16 protein-coding genes are annotated in these 19,502 nt (G+C 44.0%); 12 read left to right on the top strand and 4 right to left on the bottom strand.

From position 1 onward, the window contains the following. Window positions 1–39: 39 nt before the first annotated feature. Genes napA through napF form a run of 3 tightly spaced genes read right to left on the bottom strand, consistent with a single transcriptional unit; the run spans window position 40 to window position 3,350 of the window. On the bottom strand, window positions 40–2,529 hold the full coding sequence (gene napA / locus MMA19_RS03890) for a periplasmic nitrate reductase subunit alpha (RefSeq protein ID WP_088878761.1): 2,490 nt from the start codon (window positions 2,527–2,529) through the stop codon (window positions 40–42). After that, window positions 2,526–2,831 carry a chaperone NapD gene (locus MMA19_RS03885; RefSeq protein WP_006069399.1) on the bottom strand — a complete coding sequence of 102 codons (306 nt, stop codon included), beginning with the start codon at window positions 2,829–2,831 and terminating at the stop codon, window positions 2,526–2,528. Before MMA19_RS03885 ends, napA begins: the two co-directional genes overlap by 4 nt. A gap of 39 nt (window positions 2,832–2,870) precedes the next feature. Then, on the bottom strand, window positions 2,871–3,350 hold the full coding sequence (napF, locus tag MMA19_RS03880; RefSeq protein WP_124941315.1) for a ferredoxin-type protein NapF: 480 nt from the start codon (window positions 3,348–3,350) through the stop codon (window positions 2,871–2,873). 240 nt (window positions 3,351–3,590) lie between these two features. On the opposite strand from napF, the gene narQ reads away from it, so the two are divergent. Both narQ and MMA19_RS03870 read left to right on the top strand, forming a co-directional pair. Beyond that, the gene (gene narQ / locus MMA19_RS03875) at window positions 3,591–5,315 is read left to right on the top strand and encodes a nitrate/nitrite two-component system sensor histidine kinase NarQ (protein ID WP_006069401.1); all 1,725 of its coding nucleotides are present in this window, start codon (window positions 3,591–3,593) and stop codon (window positions 5,313–5,315) included. Further along, window positions 5,302–5,934, top strand: coding sequence for a response regulator (locus tag MMA19_RS03870; protein ID WP_006069402.1), 633 nt, complete (start codon window positions 5,302–5,304; stop codon window positions 5,932–5,934). Before narQ ends, MMA19_RS03870 begins: the two co-directional genes overlap by 14 nt. A 71-nt stretch (window positions 5,935–6,005) precedes the next feature. On the opposite strand, the gene MMA19_RS03865 is transcribed toward MMA19_RS03870, so the two are convergent. Then, on the bottom strand, window positions 6,006–7,427 hold the full coding sequence (locus MMA19_RS03865) for a glycoside hydrolase family 1 protein (protein ID WP_240205552.1): 1,422 nt from the start codon (window positions 7,425–7,427) through the stop codon (window positions 6,006–6,008). Between the two features lie 246 nt (window positions 7,428–7,673). On the opposite strand from MMA19_RS03865, the gene MMA19_RS03860 reads away from it, so the two are divergent. The 10 genes from MMA19_RS03860 (at window position 7,674) to MMA19_RS03815 (ending at window position 19,436) form a co-directional block, all read left to right on the top strand. Continuing rightward, a complete protein-coding gene (locus tag MMA19_RS03860) occupies window positions 7,674–8,390 on the top strand; it encodes a GntR family transcriptional regulator (protein WP_088878757.1) in 717 nt (238 codons plus the stop codon). Window positions 8,391–8,502: 112 nt separating this feature from the next. Then, the gene (locus tag MMA19_RS03855) at window positions 8,503–10,050 is read left to right on the top strand and encodes a glutamate synthase-related protein (protein ID WP_240205551.1); all 1,548 of its coding nucleotides are present in this window, start codon (window positions 8,503–8,505) and stop codon (window positions 10,048–10,050) included. A gap of 145 nt (window positions 10,051–10,195) precedes the next feature. Further along, window positions 10,196–12,268 carry an ATP-dependent helicase gene (locus tag MMA19_RS03850; RefSeq protein WP_240205550.1) on the top strand — a complete coding sequence of 691 codons (2,073 nt, stop codon included), beginning with the start codon at window positions 10,196–10,198 and terminating at the stop codon, window positions 12,266–12,268. A gap of 3 nt (window positions 12,269–12,271) precedes the next feature. Beyond that, on the top strand, window positions 12,272–13,174 hold the full coding sequence (locus tag MMA19_RS03845) for an AraC family transcriptional regulator (RefSeq protein ID WP_198559094.1): 903 nt from the start codon (window positions 12,272–12,274) through the stop codon (window positions 13,172–13,174). A gap of 137 nt (window positions 13,175–13,311) precedes the next feature. Then, window positions 13,312–14,484, top strand: coding sequence for a MerR family transcriptional regulator (locus MMA19_RS03840; protein ID WP_038221671.1), 1,173 nt, complete (start codon window positions 13,312–13,314; stop codon window positions 14,482–14,484). Between the two features lie 260 nt (window positions 14,485–14,744). Continuing rightward, window positions 14,745–14,954, top strand: coding sequence for a hypothetical protein (locus MMA19_RS03835; RefSeq protein WP_124941309.1), 210 nt, complete (start codon window positions 14,745–14,747; stop codon window positions 14,952–14,954). 196 nt (window positions 14,955–15,150) lie between these two features. Next, window positions 15,151–17,322, top strand: a complete 2,172-nt coding sequence (gene katG / locus MMA19_RS03830) for a catalase/peroxidase HPI (protein WP_240205549.1) — start codon at window positions 15,151–15,153, stop codon at window positions 17,320–17,322. Between the two features lie 210 nt (window positions 17,323–17,532). Beyond that, a complete protein-coding gene (gene gloA, locus MMA19_RS03825) occupies window positions 17,533–17,919 on the top strand; it encodes a lactoylglutathione lyase (RefSeq protein WP_240205548.1) in 387 nt (128 codons plus the stop codon). 10 nt (window positions 17,920–17,929) lie between these two features. Continuing rightward, complete coding sequence (locus MMA19_RS03820) at window positions 17,930–19,027, top strand: alkene reductase (protein WP_240205547.1); 1,098 nt, start codon at window positions 17,930–17,932, stop codon at window positions 19,025–19,027. A gap of 133 nt (window positions 19,028–19,160) precedes the next feature. Continuing rightward, on the top strand, window positions 19,161–19,436 hold the full coding sequence (locus MMA19_RS03815) for a nitrogenase-stabilizing/protective protein NifW (protein ID WP_038227112.1): 276 nt from the start codon (window positions 19,161–19,163) through the stop codon (window positions 19,434–19,436). Window positions 19,437–19,502 lie beyond the last annotated feature (66 nt).

The following is a 19,502-nucleotide window of genomic DNA, read 5'->3' as shown; positions in this document are numbered from 1 at the left end:
CACTTCTATTGAAGCAGCCACGTTTCAATATTGTCTCTGTTAAGCCACTTTCGTGATTTTCACAGGGCACTTCTTGAAGTCTGTCTGTTTAGACAGAGGGTCAGTCGCATCAAGAATCAACTTGTTGATTAGGATACGAGCATCGAAGAATGGTACGAATACCAAACCTTTTGGCGGACGGTTACGGCCACGAGTCTCAACACGTACACGTACTTCACCACGTTTATTAGCCATAAGTACTTCGTCACCACGGCGAAGGCCACGAGACTTAGCATCTTCAGGGTGGATATAACACACTGCATCTGGCACGGCTTTGTACAGTTCAGGAACACGGCGAGTCATAGTACCTGTATGCCAGTGCTCAAGAACACGGCCAGTACATAGCCATAGGTCGAATTCTTCATCTGGCACTTCTGGTGGCGCTTCATACGGTGCTGAAATAATCAGAGCTTTACCGTCTGGTTTACCATAGAAGTCCCAACCAGAACCTGCTTTCGCATATGGATCTGAGCCTTCTTTGTAACGCCATAATGTTTCTTTGCCATCAACAACAGGCCAACGTAGACCACGAACTTGATGGTAAACATCGTATGGAGCCAAATCGTGACCATGACCACGACCAAATGCCGCGTACTCTTCGAACAGGCCTTTTTGAACGTAGTAACCGAAGTGGTGAGCATCATCGTTAAGCTCACGAGCTTCTTCGATAGGGTACTTATCAACTTGGCCGTTCTTGAACAGCATGTCGTACATGGTTTTACCGCGGTACTCTGGCGCTTTTGCAAGTAGTTCTTCTGGCCACACTTCTTCCATCTTGAAGCGTTTAGAGAACTCCATTAACTGCCACAAGTCTGACTTAGCTTCACCAACGGTCTCAACTTGTTGATACCAAGCTTGCGTACGACGTTCTGCGTTACCATAAGCGCCTTCTTTTTCAATCCACATCGCTGTAGGAAGAATGAGGTCAGCCGCTTGTGCAGTCGCTGTTGGGTATGGGTCAGAACATACGATGAAGTTTTCAGGGTTACGGTAACCTGGAAGACGTTCAGTATTGATGTTTGGACCAGCTTGTAGGTTGTTGTTACATTGAATCCAGTAGCAGTTCAATACTCCATCATGAAGCATTCGGTCTTGTAACACCGCATGGAAGCCTGGTTTTGGTGGAATAGTCCCTTCTGGAAGCTTCCACTCTTTCTCGGCAATCGCACGGTGCTTAGGATTTGCTACAACCATGTCTGCTGGTAGACGGTGCGCAAAGGTACCAACCTCACGGGCTGTACCACATGCTGATGGCTGACCTGTTAGTGAGAATGGGCTGTTACCCGGAGTTGCGATCTTACCGGTTAGTAGGTGGATGTTATAAACTAGACCATTCATCCATACACCACGAGTATGTTGGTTCATACCCATAGTCCAAAGAGACATAACCTTAACGTTTGGATCAGCATATTGCTTAGCAAGCTCAATCAACTTCTCTGGTTCAACACCAGATATTTCAGAAGCTTTTTCTACAGTGTAAGGTGCGACAGAGGCTTTGTATTGTTCAAACGTAATGTCTGACATTTTGCCTGAGTTCGGGTGAGCCGCTGCTTTTTGCAGTGGATCATCGTCACGCAGACCGTAACCGATATCAGTTTCAGCTTGCTTGAAGTTGGTGTGCTTGTTAACAAAGTCCCAGTTCACTGCATCGTTTTGAATGATGTAGTTCGCGATAAAGTTTGCAATAGCAAGGTCAGACTGAGGGTTGAAAATGTAACCGTGGTCAGCAAGCTCAAACGAACGATGGTAGTACGTAGAAAGTACGTTTACACGAACATGTGGGTGGCTTAAGCGACGGTCAGTGATACGAGTCCAAAGAACTGGGTGCATCTCTGCCATGTTAGAACCCCAAAGTACGAACGCGTCCGCATTTTCGAAGTCGTCGTAACAACCCATTGGTTCATCGATACCAAAAGCACGCATGAAACCAACTACCGCTGACGCCATACAGTGACGTGCGTTAGGGTCAATGTTGTTTGAACGGAAGCCCGCTTTCATCATCTTAGCTGCAGCATAACCTTCCATAACGGTCCATTGGCCTGAGCCAAACATACCGATACTTGTTGGGCCTTTCGCTTTTAGTGAAGCTTTCCACTTCTCAGCCATAATATCGAACGCTTGGTCCCAAGAAATTGGAGTGAAGTCGCCGTCTTTATCAAATTTGCCATCTTTCATACGAAGTAGTGGCTGAGTTAGACGGTCATTTCCGTACATAATCTTAGAGAGGAAGTAACCCTTGATACAGTTTAGACCCTTGTTTACTGGCGCCTCTGGGTCACCTTGGGTTGCAACAACTTTACCGTTTTGCGTCCCTACCAGTACAGAACAGCCTGTACCACAGAAACGACAAGGAGCTTTATCCCAGGTAATTTTTGTTTGGTCGGAGCTAGCAATCAGGTTGGTAGCCGATGCAGGAAGGGTAATACCCGCTACCGCTGCCGCTGATGCCGCTGCGTTTGCTTTCACAAACGCACGTCTTGTCATTTTCATACTTCACCCTCTAATTGGGAATGGTTACTTCCAGTGTTATTTTCATCGTCATCTAACCCGTGCTCGATTTGGTGATAAACCAAGGCCGCGTTAAGGACATTCGGTAGGTTGTTGATAGCGTCAATTGTGTCGGTGACGAAACCCTGATTCTCGGTTTCCAGAACAACAATAATCTTGCCGTCCTCGCTGTCTCCGTAGATCTCCGCGTTATCGAATTGTTCGATTTGCGCTTTGATTTCTGCAAGGTGCTCAGCCTTGCAATGTACTACCAAACTAGAAATGTGCACTTCGTTTAGTGACATAAATCTTTTTCTCTTGTTTTATTTTAATTTTGCTTCGAACTAGACATTACTCACCGAGATAGAAGAACTAGGACATACAGAAACACATGCTCCACATCCGTTACAGTCCCCTAACTCTAATTGGGGTAAAGCGACACCGCCCACTCTTAACTTGAAAGTGATAGCCATAGTTTCACAACTATCACCACAACTACGGCACTCGATGTTGTTTTGCGCTAAACATTGAGTGTCGATCTCTGCTTTTGCGTTCCAAGGTGTGGCGTCTCTATCATTAAATATAGGCTCTGGACAGATTTCTGCACACTTGTAACAAAACGTACATTCATCAATTGAGAAGTTGACCGCAGGATAGCCACCATCACCGCTCTTGATAATTTGCGTTTCACACACGTTAATGCATTTACCACAACGAGTGCATTGGTCAGTGAACGTTGCTAAATCCTTTACCCAAGGGAGCCTAGCTTGCTTAGTATTGATCTGCTTTCTTGTGAAAAAGCGACGCTTGGAAATATCAACCATTCATCTCACCAATAAAAACTGTCTACAGAAAGTCTAGTTCAAAAAATCTGTTAACAATCTTTAATTTACATTCATATAAATTGTAAGTTTGGACATAATTGGATAAATACCTCTTAGGGGTTAAATAGGGGCCATCCTTGTTTTGGATCAATAAATTACCGACAATAGATAGCGATAGTGTGAGTCCGGTTTTCGGTACTTATGAATAGATTGAAACAAGTGAAGTGAGATTAGTGAGTCATGAAGAAGCCGAATAAATCTGTAACCGGCACAATAGCGAAAGCAATGATACTCATCTTGTTGCTTTCCTTAGCAACAACGAACTTTGCTATTTTGACGTTAGCATCTAGTTTAAACGATGCTGAAGCCGTCAACGTTTCCGGTTCGATGCGAATGCAGAGTTATCGATTAGCCTATGATATGCAATCAGATTCGCCACTCTATTATTTACATGTCGAGCAGTTTGAGCGTTCCCTTTATTCTCCTTCAATGAAAGCCCTGCAGTCATGGGATGTACCTGAGAAAATCACGCAGGATTATTACAATCTCATTATCCGTTGGCATGAACTCAAATCTGTACTGTCCAGTGATGATAGAGAACAGTATCTATTGCTAGTCGCTGATTTTGTGGACCGTATAGACTTGTTTGTATTGGAGCTTCAAGAGCATTCCGAAAACAAGTTAATCCGTTTGGCATGGGCTGGCGGAGTTGGTTTAGGCGGAATTCTACTGGTGGCCGTGTATGTTGTACTGTTTGTAAGAAAGCAAATTGTTCGACCTTTGGGGCAGCTAATTTCTGCCAGTGAACAGATTCAGAACCGTTCGTTTGATGTCGAGGTTGATGTTCGTTCTGACAATGAACTCGGGATCTTAGGTAACGCATTTAGAAATATGGCCAAAGATCTTGGCAAGTTATATCGTGGATTAGAACAAGCGGTAAATGAAAAAACCCATAAGCTTCAACATGCACACCAATCACTGCAAGTGCTTTATCAATCGTCACAAGAACTAACAGCAACGAGAATTTCCCATGAGAACTTCCGAGCCATATTAACTTATATCTACAGTGTTGAAGGTATTTCAGCGGTAGAAATCAAAGTTTCTGAGGTGGAAGGTAATCCTTGGATTGCTACGGAAGGTACTTTCAATGGGAAAGCGGAACGGGTAAGGCCATTGCACTTGGATGGTGAAGAACTGGGCCAACTCAGATATCAAGTAGGCTTGCCTTGCCCAGATGAAAAATTAATAGATAACTTCGTTCAAATTTTATCGCGAGCGATTTACTACAACAAAGCTCAACGTCAAACCGAACAGATTATATTAATGGAAGAGCGGGCGACGATTGCCAGAGAGCTTCACGATTCACTCGCTCAGTCACTGTCTTACTTAAAAATTCAGGTTACACTACTAAACCGTTCTATCTCTAAGGAATTAACAGACTCGTCATCAAGTCGCTCTCAACTAGTGTTGAATGATATACGTGAGGGATTGGATAACGCCTACGTTCAGTTGCGAGAATTGCTGACGACCTTCCGACTATCGATTAAAGAAGGGACGTTTGGTGAAGCTATTACTGAGATGCTTCATCAATTGGATGAACAAACTGAGGCTGAGATAGAACTCGATAATCAAATGTCGTCTTTGGAGTTAGGAGCAAACGAACAAGTCCATATCTTACAACTTATTCGTGAGGCCGTACTTAATGCGATGAAGCACGCACAGGCCTCGTTTATAAAAGTGACTTGTTTCGAAGATGAAAATGCCCTTGTTACTGTTAAAATAAAAGATGATGGTGTAGGGTTCGACCAAAATATACAGAAATTAGACCATTATGGTATGAGCATTATGAAAGAGCGTGCAGCTCGACTTAATGCAGAACTTGCTATAAATTCCGCCGAAAACGATGGTTGTGAGGTGGTATTAACGTTTCAAAGAAGTAAGGAGCCACTAAGTGAGCGAATGTAAAGTCATGTTAGTCGACGACCACCCTTTAATGAGGCGTGGTATTGGACAGTTACTCAGCTTTGAAGACGATTTTGGGATTGTTGCGGAAGCCAGCAATGGCTCGGATGCAATTGCGCTGGCAAAAGAACATGAACCTGACTTGATCTTACTCGATCTTAATATGAAGGGTATGTCAGGTTTGGATACGCTCAAAGCACTAAGAGAAGATGACTTTCAGGGACACATTGTCATTCTTACCGTCTCTGATATTCCAGCGGATATCGATGCCTTAGTAAAAGCGGGAGCTGATGGGTATCTACTTAAAGATACCGAGCCAGATGAAATCATTGAACTGCTTCGTGGGCTGACATCAGGCAATAAAGCTTTCAGTTCTGCCATCGAGAAGTACCTTGAAGAAAGAGCCAATACCAGTGATGTTTTCGCGACACTGACTGAGCGTGAAATGCAGATTCTTCAAGAGGTAGCGAAAGGGTTTAGAAACAAGCAAATTGCCGACCGACTGTTTATTTCGGAGTCAACAGTTAAAGTGCATATGAAGAGTTTGCTGAGAAAGCTGCAAGTCCCTTCAAGAACCGCAGCCACCATTCTTTACTTAGAGCGCTTTGGTGAAATTAAGTAATCATGGCGTAGCCAACTTCTCGGTTGCGATAACAAAAAGGTCTAGCTCAAGCTAGACCTTTTTTGTGAAATCTAAAGAGTTTCACCGTTAGATTCAATGACTTTTTGATACCAGTAGAAGCTGTCTTTTTTGTAGCGTTTCAGTTCTTTTTCACTCTCTTCATCACGGTCAACATACACGAACCCATAACGCTTCGCATAGCCGTTTAACCAACTGAACAAGTCCTGATAAGACCAAGTGCAGTAGCCAATAACTTCACAACCATCGTCAATCGCATCTCCAATTGCTTCTACGTGCGCTTTTAGAAAGTCAATGCGGTAGTCATCATGAACTTTGCCATCTTCCGTTAGTGTGTCATAAGCACCAAGGCCGTTTTCGCTAATAAGAATTGGAAGGTTATAGCGTGATGTAATGCGGCGAAGGGCGACGCGCAGTCCCTCAGGATCAATGGCCCAGTTCCAATCAGTCATTTTTAGATGTTCGTTATCAGCGCGTACGTAGTATTTGTCTGTTGGGATAGCCGCAACATCGGAAACCACAGAGACTTGAGCAGCATTACCTGTTTGAGCGGTCTCAGCTTTATTTTCTGGAGCAACAAACGTAGCGGACTGATAGTAGTTTAGTCCCATGAAGTCGCAGATACCGGCTTTTAGCAGCTCTTTGTCACCATCTTGAAAGTCGATATGAATACCAAGTCGTTCTAGAAGCTTCAGGCCAATCTTTGGATATGCGCCTTTTGCGTAGACATCCATCCAAAGCAAATCTTGGATTTCTTGTGCGTTTTCAGCCGCGATGACATCTTCTGGAGAAGCAGTTTTAGAGTAGGTCGGACTATAAGCGAAGCTCGCTCCGATCTGACCCGGCAGGCCCATTTCCTTGAATCGTTTTACCGCATTAGCATTTGCAAGACTTGCAATGTGGTTAGCATTAATAAAACGCTGATAATCGGAAACCTTTGGTGGATGGATTTTTTGAACATAACCAAGACTAGTAAAGATGTTTTGCTCGTTCATACAAACCCAGTACGGTACTTTTTCACCGTACTCGGTAAACAGGACTTCACAGTACTTGGTAAAGTCAGCCAGAATCTTACGGCTTTCCCAACCTTGGTATTCATCTTGTAGGGCTTGAGGAAGATCCCAATGGTAGATTGTTAGGATCGGTGTGATACCACATTCGATAAGTTTATTAATAACGTTGTGATAGAACTCGATGCCTTTAGGATTAATAGTACGGCCATCAGGCATGATGCGAGTCCAAGCGACTGAAAAGCGATAAGCTTTTAAACCCATTTCGCGCATCAACTCAATATCTTCTTCGTACTTGTGGTAGAAGTCGATCGCTACTTCCCCCGTGGTGTCTTTGAATGTGTTGCCAGGTACACGAGAGTAGACGTCCCAAATGGAGTCACCTTTACCGTCTAAGTTAGCTGCGCCTTCAATCTGATAAGCCGCAGACGCACTGCCCCATAGGAAATTCTTTTGAAATGCCATGATTACTCCAGTTTTAAATATCAATCTCTTTAAAGTGATACTATTAAAACCATATGGTTTTACAAATATGCTTGCTCAATATGGTGATTTTGATCACTTTTGTTGGCGGTTTTTGATGAGATTTAGACTTGGTTAAATATGGTTTTTGTCGTTGCTTGTTTCTTGATACAGAAGGAAGTACCCTTGGGACAAAGAGTAAAGGCAGGTTATTTGCCGATGTATATTGGATAGCATAGGCATTCATAAATGATTAAATATCAGGGCATTTATAGTGAAATGAAGACACGTATTCTTTCTGGAGAGTACTCGTCGGAGGAAAAACTCCCAGATGGCAGATCGTTGGCCGCGGAGTTTGAATGCAGTGAAATAACCATCAAAAAAGCCATGGACTTCTTAGTGAAAGAAGGGCTGATAGTACGTAAGCGCGGAGCTGGCTCATTCGTTAAACAAAAGCCTGATGCCGTATCTGACTCTCACTTACTTGGAACCAAAAAACGAGCCCAAGATAAGGGTAAAACTGTTCACACTCGCGTTGTTAAATTCAGTTCGGCGCCCGCAAACACGTTGATAGCGGAAAAACTAAAATGCAACGTTGGCGATCCAGTTTATGACATAACGCGAATCAGAGTATTAGATGGCGTGCCATCAATCGTTGAGTATATCTATCTGTCAGCAAAAATTGTCCCTAGCTTAGCTATCGAACATGTCAAAGACTCGATATATGGCTACATATCTGACAAACTGAAGCTTACTATTCATAGCGCTAATTTACGCATCACGATTGTCAACGCTAACGTTGAAGAGGCGGACTACCTCAGTGTTCCTATAGGGGAACATCTAGTGAATGTGGCCCAAAATGCCTATCTAGATAACGGACAAATCTTCGAATATTCAGTGGCTAGGCACATTTGCGATAGTTATGAGTTCTCTACGACATATGTAAAGAGTGATACTCAGCTCTAACGTTTCCAACGTGATGCTCTGTCGATTCTTTGGACGTATCTTATCGTTGGTTTTTTGACCTATGCTTATCGTTACCCCTTCATAGAAAGTGTGGATAACAAGGATAAGCATTATGAGCAAACCAATAATTGCCGATAACAAGCCGATAAAGGTTGAGCTAGAAGGTGGACAAGAGCATTACTTTTGCACTTGTGGACGTTCAAAAAACCAACCTTACTGCGACGGTTCACATGCAGGAACGGAGTTCAAACCACAAAGCTTCAGTGCTGATAAATCGGGCGATGCGTATTTGTGTCGTTGCAAGCACTCAGCAAACCTTCCATATTGCGATGGCTCCCACAAACAGTTTTGTGATGAGCAAGTTGGTCAAGAAGGGCCTGGTGTGAGTCAAAAGGCGAGTGATGGGCCCGTTGCGGTTAAAACGAAAGAAGAACCAACAGTCGAACTCATACATCAACTTGCCCGTGAAGGGCTGTCTAAGCTTGGACATCATGGCCCAATGACGTCAATGGGCGTGCCTAGGCATTTGTTACCCCACTGGGATGACATACAAGTTATGGTTGCTCAAATGGCTACGAAACCTCTACTTGAAGACGTTGCCGTTGGGACTGAATTGGTCATTGGACCTAAGGCTAAGAAGCCGCTGAAGCTTAACATTCCTTTATTTGTTTCGGACATGAGTTTTGGTGCTCTGTCAGAAGAAGCAAAGGTATCATTAGCAACGGGGGCGGAGTTAGCCGGTACAGGTATTTGTTCGGGTGAAGGGGGGATGCTGCCAGAGGAGCAAGCGGCAAACTCGCGTTATTTCTATGAGTTGGCGAGCGCAGGATTTGGCTACGATGAAAGTAAACTCAAATCGGTGCAAGCGTTTCATTTCAAAGGCGGACAAGGGGCGAAAACTGGCACCGGAGGCCATCTTCCCGGTAACAAGAATATCGGCAAAATTTCTCAAGTTAGAGGTATTCCTGAAGGAGAACCCGCTATCTCTCCTCCGACATTTAAAGATCTGAATACGGCTGAAGACTTCAGACGATTCGCTGACAGAGTGAGAGAAGTTACGGGAGGTATTCCTATTGGGTTTAAATTGAGTGCAAACCATATTGAAGAGGACATTCAGTTTGCGCTTGATGCCAGTGCGGATTACATCATTCTCGACGGTCGAGGTGGGGGGACGGGTGCGGCTCCGGAAATGTTCCGGGATCATATCAGTGTGCCAACTATTCCAGCCGTAGCCAGAGCGCGGCGTTATCTGGATCAGCAAGGTGCGAGTGGCAGGGTTACGCTGATTATCACTGGTGGTCTTCGTGTACCGATGGATTTTGTTAAAGCACTCGCATTAGGTGCTGATGGGGTCGCGATATCAAATAGTGCAATGCAATCTATCGGTTGTGTCGCTGCGAGAATGTGTAACACCAATAATTGCCCTGCGGGCATCGCAACGCAAAAAGCCGATTTGAGGCAACGACTCAATGTTGAAAAAGCATCCCATCAATTAAAAAACTTCTTTGAGGCGTCGGTGGAACTCATGCAAGTGATGGCGAGAGCCTGTGGTCATGATGATTTGAGTAAGTTCAACAAACACGACCTTGCTACTTGGAATCATAATATGGCACGGCTTTCCGGCATTGCCTATGCTGGATATGAAGAGGGTTCAACCTAGTATCTAACGCCTTATTATTCAGCTGGACGAACTCACCATTTGTCCAGTTGAATACCACACAGATCGCATACTTATACTTTTACTGTATATAAAAACAGTATCCATGCTAATCTTATACTGTCCAAGATAGTTAGATGAGCACACCATGGCACAACCCATCACTCTTAATCACCAACAACAGCTCGCCGTCGATTTTGGTATGCCAAAATCAGGCAATACGAGTAACCACTCCCCGCTACTTATTATTGCTGGCGCGGGAACGGGCAAGACCAATACCTTAGCTCACAAAACGGCTCAGTTATTAGTTCAAGGTGTACCGCCAGAGAAAATCTTGTTGGTGACGTTTGCTCGCAGGGCGTCTGCTGAGCTGGCTTCTCGCGCGAATCGAATTGCAGAGCAGCAGCTTAATGAGCAGCGTAAACAATATCACCCAGTCAAGCTTGATTGGATGGGGACTTTTCATTCTATCGCCGCAAGATTGTTGCGTGAACATGCTGCCCTTATCGGCCTCGAAAGTGATTTCACCATTATGGATAGAAATGACGCAGCGGATATGTTGGATGTGCTGCGGTTTGAGCTTGGCTTTACCAATACCGATAGACGTTTTCCAAAAAAGAAAACCTGTTTAGAAATATATTCTCGTTGCGTGAATAGCCAAACTGCTGTCGAAGAGGTTGTCGCGCAATATTTCCCAAATTGTGCAGAGTGGAGCTCTGAACTCAAGATCTTGTTTGCTCAGTATGCGGAGCAGAAAGCGGAACAATTCTGTTTAGATTACGATGATTTGTTACTTTACTGCTTCCATATGGCTCAAGTGCCAGAGATAGCAAATAAAGTGCGAGCTCAATTCGATTTCATATTGGTCGATGAATACCAAGATACCAACTTACTTCAGGCGGGCATGCTCAAAGCCTTCTTTCCTGATGGAAGAGGGTTAACCGTAGTCGGTGATGATGCGCAATCCATCTACGGCTTCCGAGCGGCGAGTGTCGACAACATTCTGGAATTTCCACAACAGTTTTCTCCGCCTGCAAAAGTCATTACGCTCACAACCAACTATCGCTCACATCAAGGTATTTTGGATTTATCCAATCAACTACTTAATGAAGGACAAGAAGGTTATAAAGTTGAGCTACATTCGGAGCGAAAACAAGGGCCTAAACCTCAACTTGTCACGGTGGAAGATGACGCTAAGCAAGCGGAATATATCGTTGAATCTATTCTAAGAGCGAGGGAAGAGGGCATTGAGCTGAAACGACAAGCTGTGCTATTTCGCTCTAGCTATCATAGCGACAGATTGGAACTTGAGTTAACGCGCCGTGATATTCCTTATGTTAAACATGGTGGCCTGAAGTTTCTTGAAGCCGCTCATGTTAAAGATCTTCTTTCTATTCTTCGCTGGGCTGATAATCCAAAACACACCATATCTGCTTTTCGAGTGTTGAAATTGCTTGCTGGTATTGGACCTAAAACCGCTAACAATATCATCGAGCATTTAAAGGCGCATCAATATCAGTTCAGTGCGCTGTCTGATTGTAAAGTCCCGATGTCGGCAAGAGTGGAGTTTAAAACGTTAGTCGAATCTCTACTCACGATAAACAGTGACGTTGTACCGTGGGCAGAACAATTGAGCCTTCTTGCAACTCTCTATAGCCCATTATTAGAACTGAATTACGATGACCATTTTGTTCGTTGGGGTGATGTCGAGCAGCTTGTAATGATTTCCGGTCAATACAGTACGCGTGAACGGTTCTTGACTGAGTTGACTCTTGACCCACCGCAGTCGACTGGTGATTTAGCAAGCAACCCTAAAATCGATGATGACTTTTTAATTCTCTCCACGGTACACAGTGCGAAAGGGCAAGAGTGGCAAAATGTTTATGTTCTCAATGTCGCTGATGGCAACTTCCCTAATGAATATGCAGTGGGCGACAAACGAGCGTTAGAAGAAGAAAGACGCTTACTGTATGTAGCCATGACGCGTGCTAAGCAAGAACTGCATCTCATGCAGCCGATGAAATATTGGGTACCTGAGCAACAGAGTTGGGGTGATAAGCATGTGTATGGAGGCAAGAGCCGTTTTATGACGGACTCGTTGTGTGAACACTTAAACCGAGTGCACTATCCGAAAATAGCACCGGATGCTCAGGATAAAAAAATCGCTGCGAAAGCGATTACCGATATCCGTAAAACCGTACTTGGAATGTGGAAGGACTAGGCGATGAAGACTGACTACCACAAACGACTACGACCGGTAATTCGTTATCTAGAAAGTCACTATGACAATCCTACAAATTTGGTACAGGTAGCAGAGAAAGCACATTTGTCACCGTACCATTTCCATCGAATATTCAAAGCAGTGGTAGGAGAGACGCTGAACGACTTTATTCGTCGATTGAGACTAGAACAAGCCGCTAACGAGCTGTTCTATAACAAACCAGACATCACCACGGTGGCATTAGATAGTGGCTTCGCGAGCTCTCAAAGCTTGGCAAAAGCCTTTAAAAAGTACTTTGGAATCACGCCAACGGACATTCGCAATTGCCGTGATATGGAGGAGTACGGCTGCTTGATGCGAAACAGCAAGATTGGACACAAGCTTCGCAATAATGGACACGAGAATGGCGAAGCCGACCTCTATACTGAAGCCGAATCAAAAACATGGAGCACAATGATGGATATTAAAACTTTTGAATCTGGTCAATTAGCTTACGTGCGAGTGACTGGCCCATACGGAGAAAACTATGAACCTGCAATCGATACACTTTACACATGGGCAGGCCCAAAAGGTCTAGCTGGGAACACCAGTATCTTCGTTTATCATGATAACCCAGAGATCACCCCAGCAGATAAATGCCGAACCGATATTTGTTTGTTGGTTGAGTCAACTGTAGACGTATCTAACGGTGTCGAGTTGATGTCATTTGATGGCGGTAAATACGCTTGTATTCGCAAAACGATTACTGAAAAGTCGCAATATGGACCTGCGTGGGAAGAGCTGATGGGGCAAGTTGTTGAACAGCAGCTTGATAGTGACGATAGGCCCTGTTTCGAACTTTACCATTCCTATAATCTGGAAACGAATACAGCAGATGTGAGTTTCTGTACTGCAATCAAAGCATAACGTCATTTGTACAAAGGCACGGACAGCAGTGTGAACAGTTCGTGTCTCCCGTCTTTTTTCTTCACTTTCCTCATTGACCTGTCTATAACTTTATAGTTTAAAGTGGTTAATCATCTAGACAGATAGAGGCATTGGATTTGTATCGAATCTCAGAGTTAGCAGCAATGGTCGGCTTGTCACGAACGGCTTTACTTTACTATGAAAAGCAAAAGCTGATTTCAGGTAGACGACTAGAAAACGGCTATCGTGTTTACAGCGATAAAGATGTACAGCGAGTCCGTTTGATTCAGAAGTTGCAGGCAGGTGGATTGACACTTAAAGAGTGTAAGGCCTGCTTAGAAGCTAAGGTGGATCGAGAGCTACTCAAGAACCGACTGCAAGTCCTACAACAAGAAATTGAGCAAAAACAGCAGTCGTTGCAATTACTCGCGGCGTTACTTGGGGAAGGTGACCTTAAAGCTTGGCATGGTGATTTGGACAAACTGGCTCCTGATGCTCACTTGGATTGGTTAATTAAGCAAGGGTTTAGCGAAAAAGACGCCTTGCACTTGAAATGGTTATCAAAAGATATGAACGAACACGACGAATACATGTCCGATTTTATGAAGGTTTTCCAGACATTAGAACGCTGGGGGCCAGGTAGTGAAGAGGACACAGCAAAGGCACTGAATTTACTACCGACGACGCCACGAAATATCCTTGAAATTGGTTGTGGTAAAGGTCTAGCCACAAAAGTACTGGCAGAGCAAAGTAATGCAGTTATCACTGCTGTTGATAATGAGTCGACAGCGCTCGAACGTCTTTCTGAACGTTTTGCTGAGCAAGGGTGGCAAGACAGGCTCAAGACAGTTACTGCGAGCATGACCGAGCTACCATTCGACAAACAGAGCTTTGAATTGATCTGGGCAGAAGGAAGCGCTTACATCATGGGAATCGAAAAGGCTCTAATGGATTGGAAACCTTTGTTGAAACAAGAGGGCTATCTGATGGTGAGCGACATGGTATGGAAAACGACATCACCGAGTGACGAATCGAAACAGTTTTGGAGCCATGAATACCCAGACATTCAACTTGTTGAGACACGGTTAGCGCAAATGAAAAAGGCAGGTTATGAAGTGATCGATAACTTCGCGCTGAGTCAATCTGGGTGGATGAACTATTATGGTCCATTGGGTGAACGAGTTGTTGAAATGACGTCCGAAATGTCCAATAAACCCGCATGGAAAGATATTCAACACGAAGTCCATATTTGTACTCAATATTCTGATGAGTTTGGCTACCATTTATTCCTTCTAAAAAAGAGTAATTAATCTTTATTAGCAATAAGCTAATAGCGTATTTTAGTTATCTTCACCACTCTCCCAATAGTCTTGCATGTTTTGCTTTAAAACGTGCAAGATTCTTATCTACCTTTTTATATTTCATTTTTAAAAAATCTACTTATATTGAATATAACTTTAGTAGTTAACGCATCGATAGGTTTTCCCTATCCTAGAAATAGGATAAGCCCAATGGTGTAAACGGCTGGAGCGCACTATAGTTTGCTTAGTAACGGCAAAGGAGGTGTTTCATGAAAGCGAACCCTTATAGTGATATGGTTTTTAGCTCATTTGGAGTTAAGAGTGTTGTTCGGACGGAGAACTACAACCAAGGCACGTTCGAGCATAACAATCGAAAAAGCGTTGGACGTTTAACTGACGACAACAACGAACGGAAAAGATTTGAAACGGAAGTCTATGGTCACTGGGATTATGATAGTGACTATATTATAGCGGTGTAACTCAAACCTCTACTAATAAATGGATGGTCACATTGTTTATATTTAGGTAGTTAATATTTGATTGAATTCGGTGTAATGAAATATTAATTACTAATAAATCCATAGTTGAAGCTGGGTAAATGCTTGGCTTCGCTTATTTAAAAATAGTGTGCTTGTCGTAATCGTTAAAAGTAATAAATAAAATCGGTGAAATATTATGAAGCAAGAAAATACAACTACTGGCAAATGTCCGGTTATGCATGGAGCAGTTACCTCTTCAGAAGGTTCTAATGTTGCATGGTGGCCCAACGCACTTAACTTAGATATTTTGCATCAGCACGATGCTAAAACGAATCCTCTAGGACAAGCGTTTGATTATCGTGAAGCGGTAAAAACGCTGGATTTTGACGCATTGAAGCAAGACGTAACAGCATTAATGACCGATAGCCAAGAATGGTGGCCGGCTGACTGGGGCCATTACGGCGGTTTAATGATTCGCATGGCATGGCATTCAGCCGGTTCTTATCGAATTGGCGATGGCCGAGGTGGTGCGAGTACGGGTAACCAAAGATTTGCCCCCCTAAACTCTTGGCCAGATAACGCAAACTTAGATAAAGCACGTCGCCTTCTTTGGCCAATTAAGCAAAAGTATGGCAACAAAATTAGCTGGGCTGATCTTATCGTTTATGCGGGTAATATTGCTTACGAATCGATGGGCTTAAAAACCTACGGTTTCGCATTTGGTCGTGAAGATATCTGGTCGCCAGAGAAAGATATTTACTGGGGCGCTGAAAAAGAATGGCTTCAAGACAGTAAAGGTGAAAACAGTCGATATTCTGGTGATAGAGATTTAGAAAACCCATTAGCAGCGGTCATGATGGGTCTTATCTACGTGAACCCTGAAGGTGTTGATGGTCAACCAGATCCACTCAAAACCGCTCAGGATATGCGAGTTACTTTTGCTCGAATGGGAATGAATGACGAAGAAACCGTGGCGTTGACGGCTGGTGGTCACACAGTTGGTAAAGCACATGGTAACGGTAACGCTGCCGAGCTTGGTGAATCTCCAGAAGGAGCGGATATCTCCGAACAAGGTTTAGGTTGGAACAACCATCAGTCGCGTGGTATCGGCCGCAACACAGTCACCAGTGGTATTGAAGGCGCTTGGACTACACATCCAACTCAGTGGGATAACGGTTTCTTCGAGATGTTGTTATCACATGAGTGGCAATTGACTAAGAGCCCAGCAGGCGCATGGCAATGGGAACCTGTTGCGATTGATGAGGTAAACAAGCCGGTAGACGTAGAAGATGCAAGCATCCGATACAACCCTATGATGACTGATGCCGATATGGCACTAAAAGTGGACCCAGAATATCGTAAGATCTCTGAACGCTTTTACAATAATCCAGAGCAGTTCTCAGAGGTGTTCGCTCGCGCTTGGTTTAAGTTACTCCACCGTGATATGGGACCATCATCAGTTTACATTGGTCCAGAAGCGCCAACTGAAGCACTAATTTGGCAAGATCCTGTTCCTGCAGGTTCAACGGATTATGATATTGAAGACGTAAAAGAAAAAATCTTAGCGTCAGATTTAAGTGCAACGGAAATGATTACAACGGCTTGGGATAGTGCACGTACATATCGCCAGTCAGATAAACGTGGCGGGGCTAATGGGGCTCGAATCCGTCTAGAGCCACAGCGTACCTGGTTAGGAAATGAACCAGAGAAACTGAATAAGGTTTTGCCTGTTCTTGAGCGTATCGCTGTCGATACTGGCGCAAGTGTTGCTGATGTGATTGTGTTAGCGGGTAATGTGGGTGTAGAGCAAGCAGCAAAACTTGCTGGGTTTAATGTGAACGTACCCTTCGCTCCAGGTCGAGGTGACGCAACCATAGAGCAAACTGACGTCGAATCTTTTGAAGTTCTAGAACCTGTTGCAGATGGTTTCCGAAACTGGCAAAAACAGCATTATGCTGCAACACCGGAAGAGATGTTGTTAGACCGCGCTCAATTGATGGGGCTAACCGCACCAGAGATGACAGTTCTCATCGGTGGGATGCGTGTGTTAGGGACTAACTATAACGGCAGTGCCCACGGTGTCTTCACTGAGCGTGTTGGAGTGTTGAGCAACGACTTCTTCGTTAATCTTACAGACATGAACTATCAGTGGAAGCCAACAGGCCGAAATTCCTATGATATCGTGCATCGTTCTAATGATGTCGTGAAATGGACTGCGACGCGTGCTGACCTTGTATTCGGTTCTAACTCGATACTAAGAGCGTATGCTGAGGTCTATGCGCAAGATGATAACAAAGAAAAGTTTGTTACCGACTTTGTTGCTGCGTGGACTAAGGTAATGAATGCTGACCGTTTTGATTTGAAATAACCAAGATAAAGTGGCCTTGCTAATGTGCAAGGCCACTTTCTTTTCTCACTTTTTCTCTCCCATTAATCATTCCAAAAAATTATCAAAATTATAATATTAGATAATTTCACCTACTTTCCCATTTGCCTTACTCTAGCGTCAGTTGGAAATAACCATATAACGTTGTTGGTCTGTTTTACTGCGCTGACAAGAGTTCTGCCGAGGGGTTACATGAAAGTTTTACACACCATGATTCGAGTAGTGGACTTAGAAAAGTCCATCAAGTTTTATTCTGAAGTGCTTGGTATGAAAATGTTGGATCGTTTCGAAAATGAAGAGTATCGCTATACGCTAGTCTTCGTGGGCTACGAAGGTCAAGATGCAGGTTCGACTATTGAGTTAACTTACAACTGGGATACAGACAACTATGACCAAGGTAACGCCTGGGGACATATTGCGATTGGTTGTGAGAACATTTATGCAGCGTGTGAGCGCATTGAGCAACTTGGTGGCAACATTACTCGCGCTCCGGGTCCTATGAAAGGTGGCGAAACGCACATCGCTTTTGTTAAAGATCCAGACGGCTATTCAATTGAGCTTATTCAAACGAGCAAATAGGGGTATCACAATGACAGATTCAATGTTTCAACCAATTCAGCTTGGTTCATTAACACTAAAAAACCGCATCGTAATGCCACCTATGACTCGCTCTCGTGCGACTCAACCTGGTAACTCTGCTAACGATATGATGGCCGAATACTACGCACAGCGCGCGTCTGCTGGTTTAATCGTTGCCGAAGGCACACAAATTTCACCAATGGGACAAGGTTATGCTTGGACTCCTGGTATTTATTCAGACGAGCAAATCGCGGGTTGGAAAAAAGTCACTGATGCCGTACACGCAAAAGACGGAGCTATCTTTGCTCAGCTTTGGCACGTTGGTCGTGTCACGCATCCAGACAATATTGGTGGCAAGCAGCCTATCTCATCTTCGGCTCTAAAAGCTGAAAACGTAAAAGTATTTGTGGATAATGGCTCGAACGAACCTGGCTTTGTTGATGTGGTCGAGCCTCGTGCGATGACAAAAGAAGATATTCAAGAAGTCGTTGGTCAATACCGTCAAGCAGCACTGAATGCGATCGAGGCTGGTTTTGATGGTATCGAATTGCATGGTGCAAACGGCTATTTAATCAACCAATTTATTGACTCTGAAGCAAACAACCGTGATGACGAATACGGTGGTCCAATCGAAAATCGTCTTCGCTTTTTAGATGAAGTCGTCGCAGCTGTCGTAGATGCGATTGGTGCCGACAAAGTAGGTGTTCGTCTTGCGCCATTTACTTCACTTAACGGCACAGTCGATAAAACGCCAATTGATACTTACACTGCTGCGGCTCGCGTATTGGAAAAACACCACGTAGTCTATATGCACATTGCAGAAGTCGATTGGGATGATGCCCCAGACACACCAGCGGAATTTAAAACCGCAGTAAGAGAAGCGTACCAAGGTATGATCATTTACGCTGGTCGCTACAACCAAGAGAAAGCCGAAAAAGCACTGTCTGACGGTATTACTGATATGGTAGGTTTTGGTCGTCCGTTTATCGCCAACCCTGACTTACCGAGTCGCCTAGAACACGGTTATCCGCTAGCAGAGCATAATCCAAATACTTTGTTTGGTGGTAACGAAGTGGGCCTATTAGATTACCCAGAGTACCACGCGTAATTGTTATTTGTTGTATTTAAGCCCAAAGCGCCGAGAAGTGCTTTGGGCTTTTTTACTTTTGTGACAACCAAACGCAGCTTTAGTACAATCCTTTGCCTGTTCATTTGTATTAATTTTTGTAGACCTAGGACCGATGAGTTTCACTGACATTCAAAGCAAGCTTACCGAATTTACCGCTATCGAGCAGGTGTTCGAGTACTTTGAGGTTGAGTTTGACAGTAAATTTGTCGAAGAGTATCGCTTACCTTTATTAAAACGGTTCAATGGCTACTTGATTATGCAAAAGCCAGAAGACTGGTTTGCCGCAAGACGAGTCCTTCGCAATGCCTACTGCAAAGTTCAAAGGGGACGACTCGATCCACATACTCGTTCAGCTTGTCGTGGATGTACTTCCTGCATCAGACGATAATAATCATTTGTAATCCTTCCAAATGTTACAAAGCTAAAGCGCTGATAGTAAGTTGTTTTAGTTGAT

The organism is Vibrio sp. CyArs1, assembly GCF_022432925.1.
In the GTDB taxonomy this organism is placed as follows: domain Bacteria; phylum Pseudomonadota; class Gammaproteobacteria; order Enterobacterales; family Vibrionaceae; genus Vibrio; species Vibrio mediterranei.
This window is presented reverse-complemented; position numbering and strand designations above follow the sequence as displayed.

Coding starts and splice junctions, on each gene's coding strand:
- napA (WP_088878761.1), bottom strand. CDS start 2,529: ATGAAAATGACAAGACGTGCGTTTGTGAAAGCAAACGCAGCGGCATCA.
- MMA19_RS03885 (WP_006069399.1), bottom strand. CDS start 2,831: ATGTCACTAAACGAAGTGCACATTTCTAGTTTGGTAGTACATTGCAAG.
- napF (WP_124941315.1), bottom strand. CDS start 3,350: ATGGTTGATATTTCCAAGCGTCGCTTTTTCACAAGAAAGCAGATCAAT.
- narQ (WP_006069401.1), top strand. CDS start 3,591: ATGAAGAAGCCGAATAAATCTGTAACCGGCACAATAGCGAAAGCAATG.
- MMA19_RS03865 (WP_240205552.1), bottom strand. CDS start 7,427: ATGGCATTTCAAAAGAATTTCCTATGGGGCAGTGCGTCTGCGGCTTAT.
- MMA19_RS03860 (WP_088878757.1), top strand. CDS start 7,674: ATGATTAAATATCAGGGCATTTATAGTGAAATGAAGACACGTATTCTT.
- MMA19_RS03855 (WP_240205551.1), top strand. CDS start 8,503: ATGAGCAAACCAATAATTGCCGATAACAAGCCGATAAAGGTTGAGCTA.
- MMA19_RS03850 (WP_240205550.1), top strand. CDS start 10,196: ATGGCACAACCCATCACTCTTAATCACCAACAACAGCTCGCCGTCGAT.
- MMA19_RS03845 (WP_198559094.1), top strand. CDS start 12,272: ATGAAGACTGACTACCACAAACGACTACGACCGGTAATTCGTTATCTA.
- MMA19_RS03835 (WP_124941309.1), top strand. CDS start 14,745: ATGAAAGCGAACCCTTATAGTGATATGGTTTTTAGCTCATTTGGAGTT.
- katG (WP_240205549.1), top strand. CDS start 15,151: ATGAAGCAAGAAAATACAACTACTGGCAAATGTCCGGTTATGCATGGA.
- gloA (WP_240205548.1), top strand. CDS start 17,533: ATGAAAGTTTTACACACCATGATTCGAGTAGTGGACTTAGAAAAGTCC.
- MMA19_RS03820 (WP_240205547.1), top strand. CDS start 17,930: ATGACAGATTCAATGTTTCAACCAATTCAGCTTGGTTCATTAACACTA.
- MMA19_RS03815 (WP_038227112.1), top strand. CDS start 19,161: ATGAGTTTCACTGACATTCAAAGCAAGCTTACCGAATTTACCGCTATC.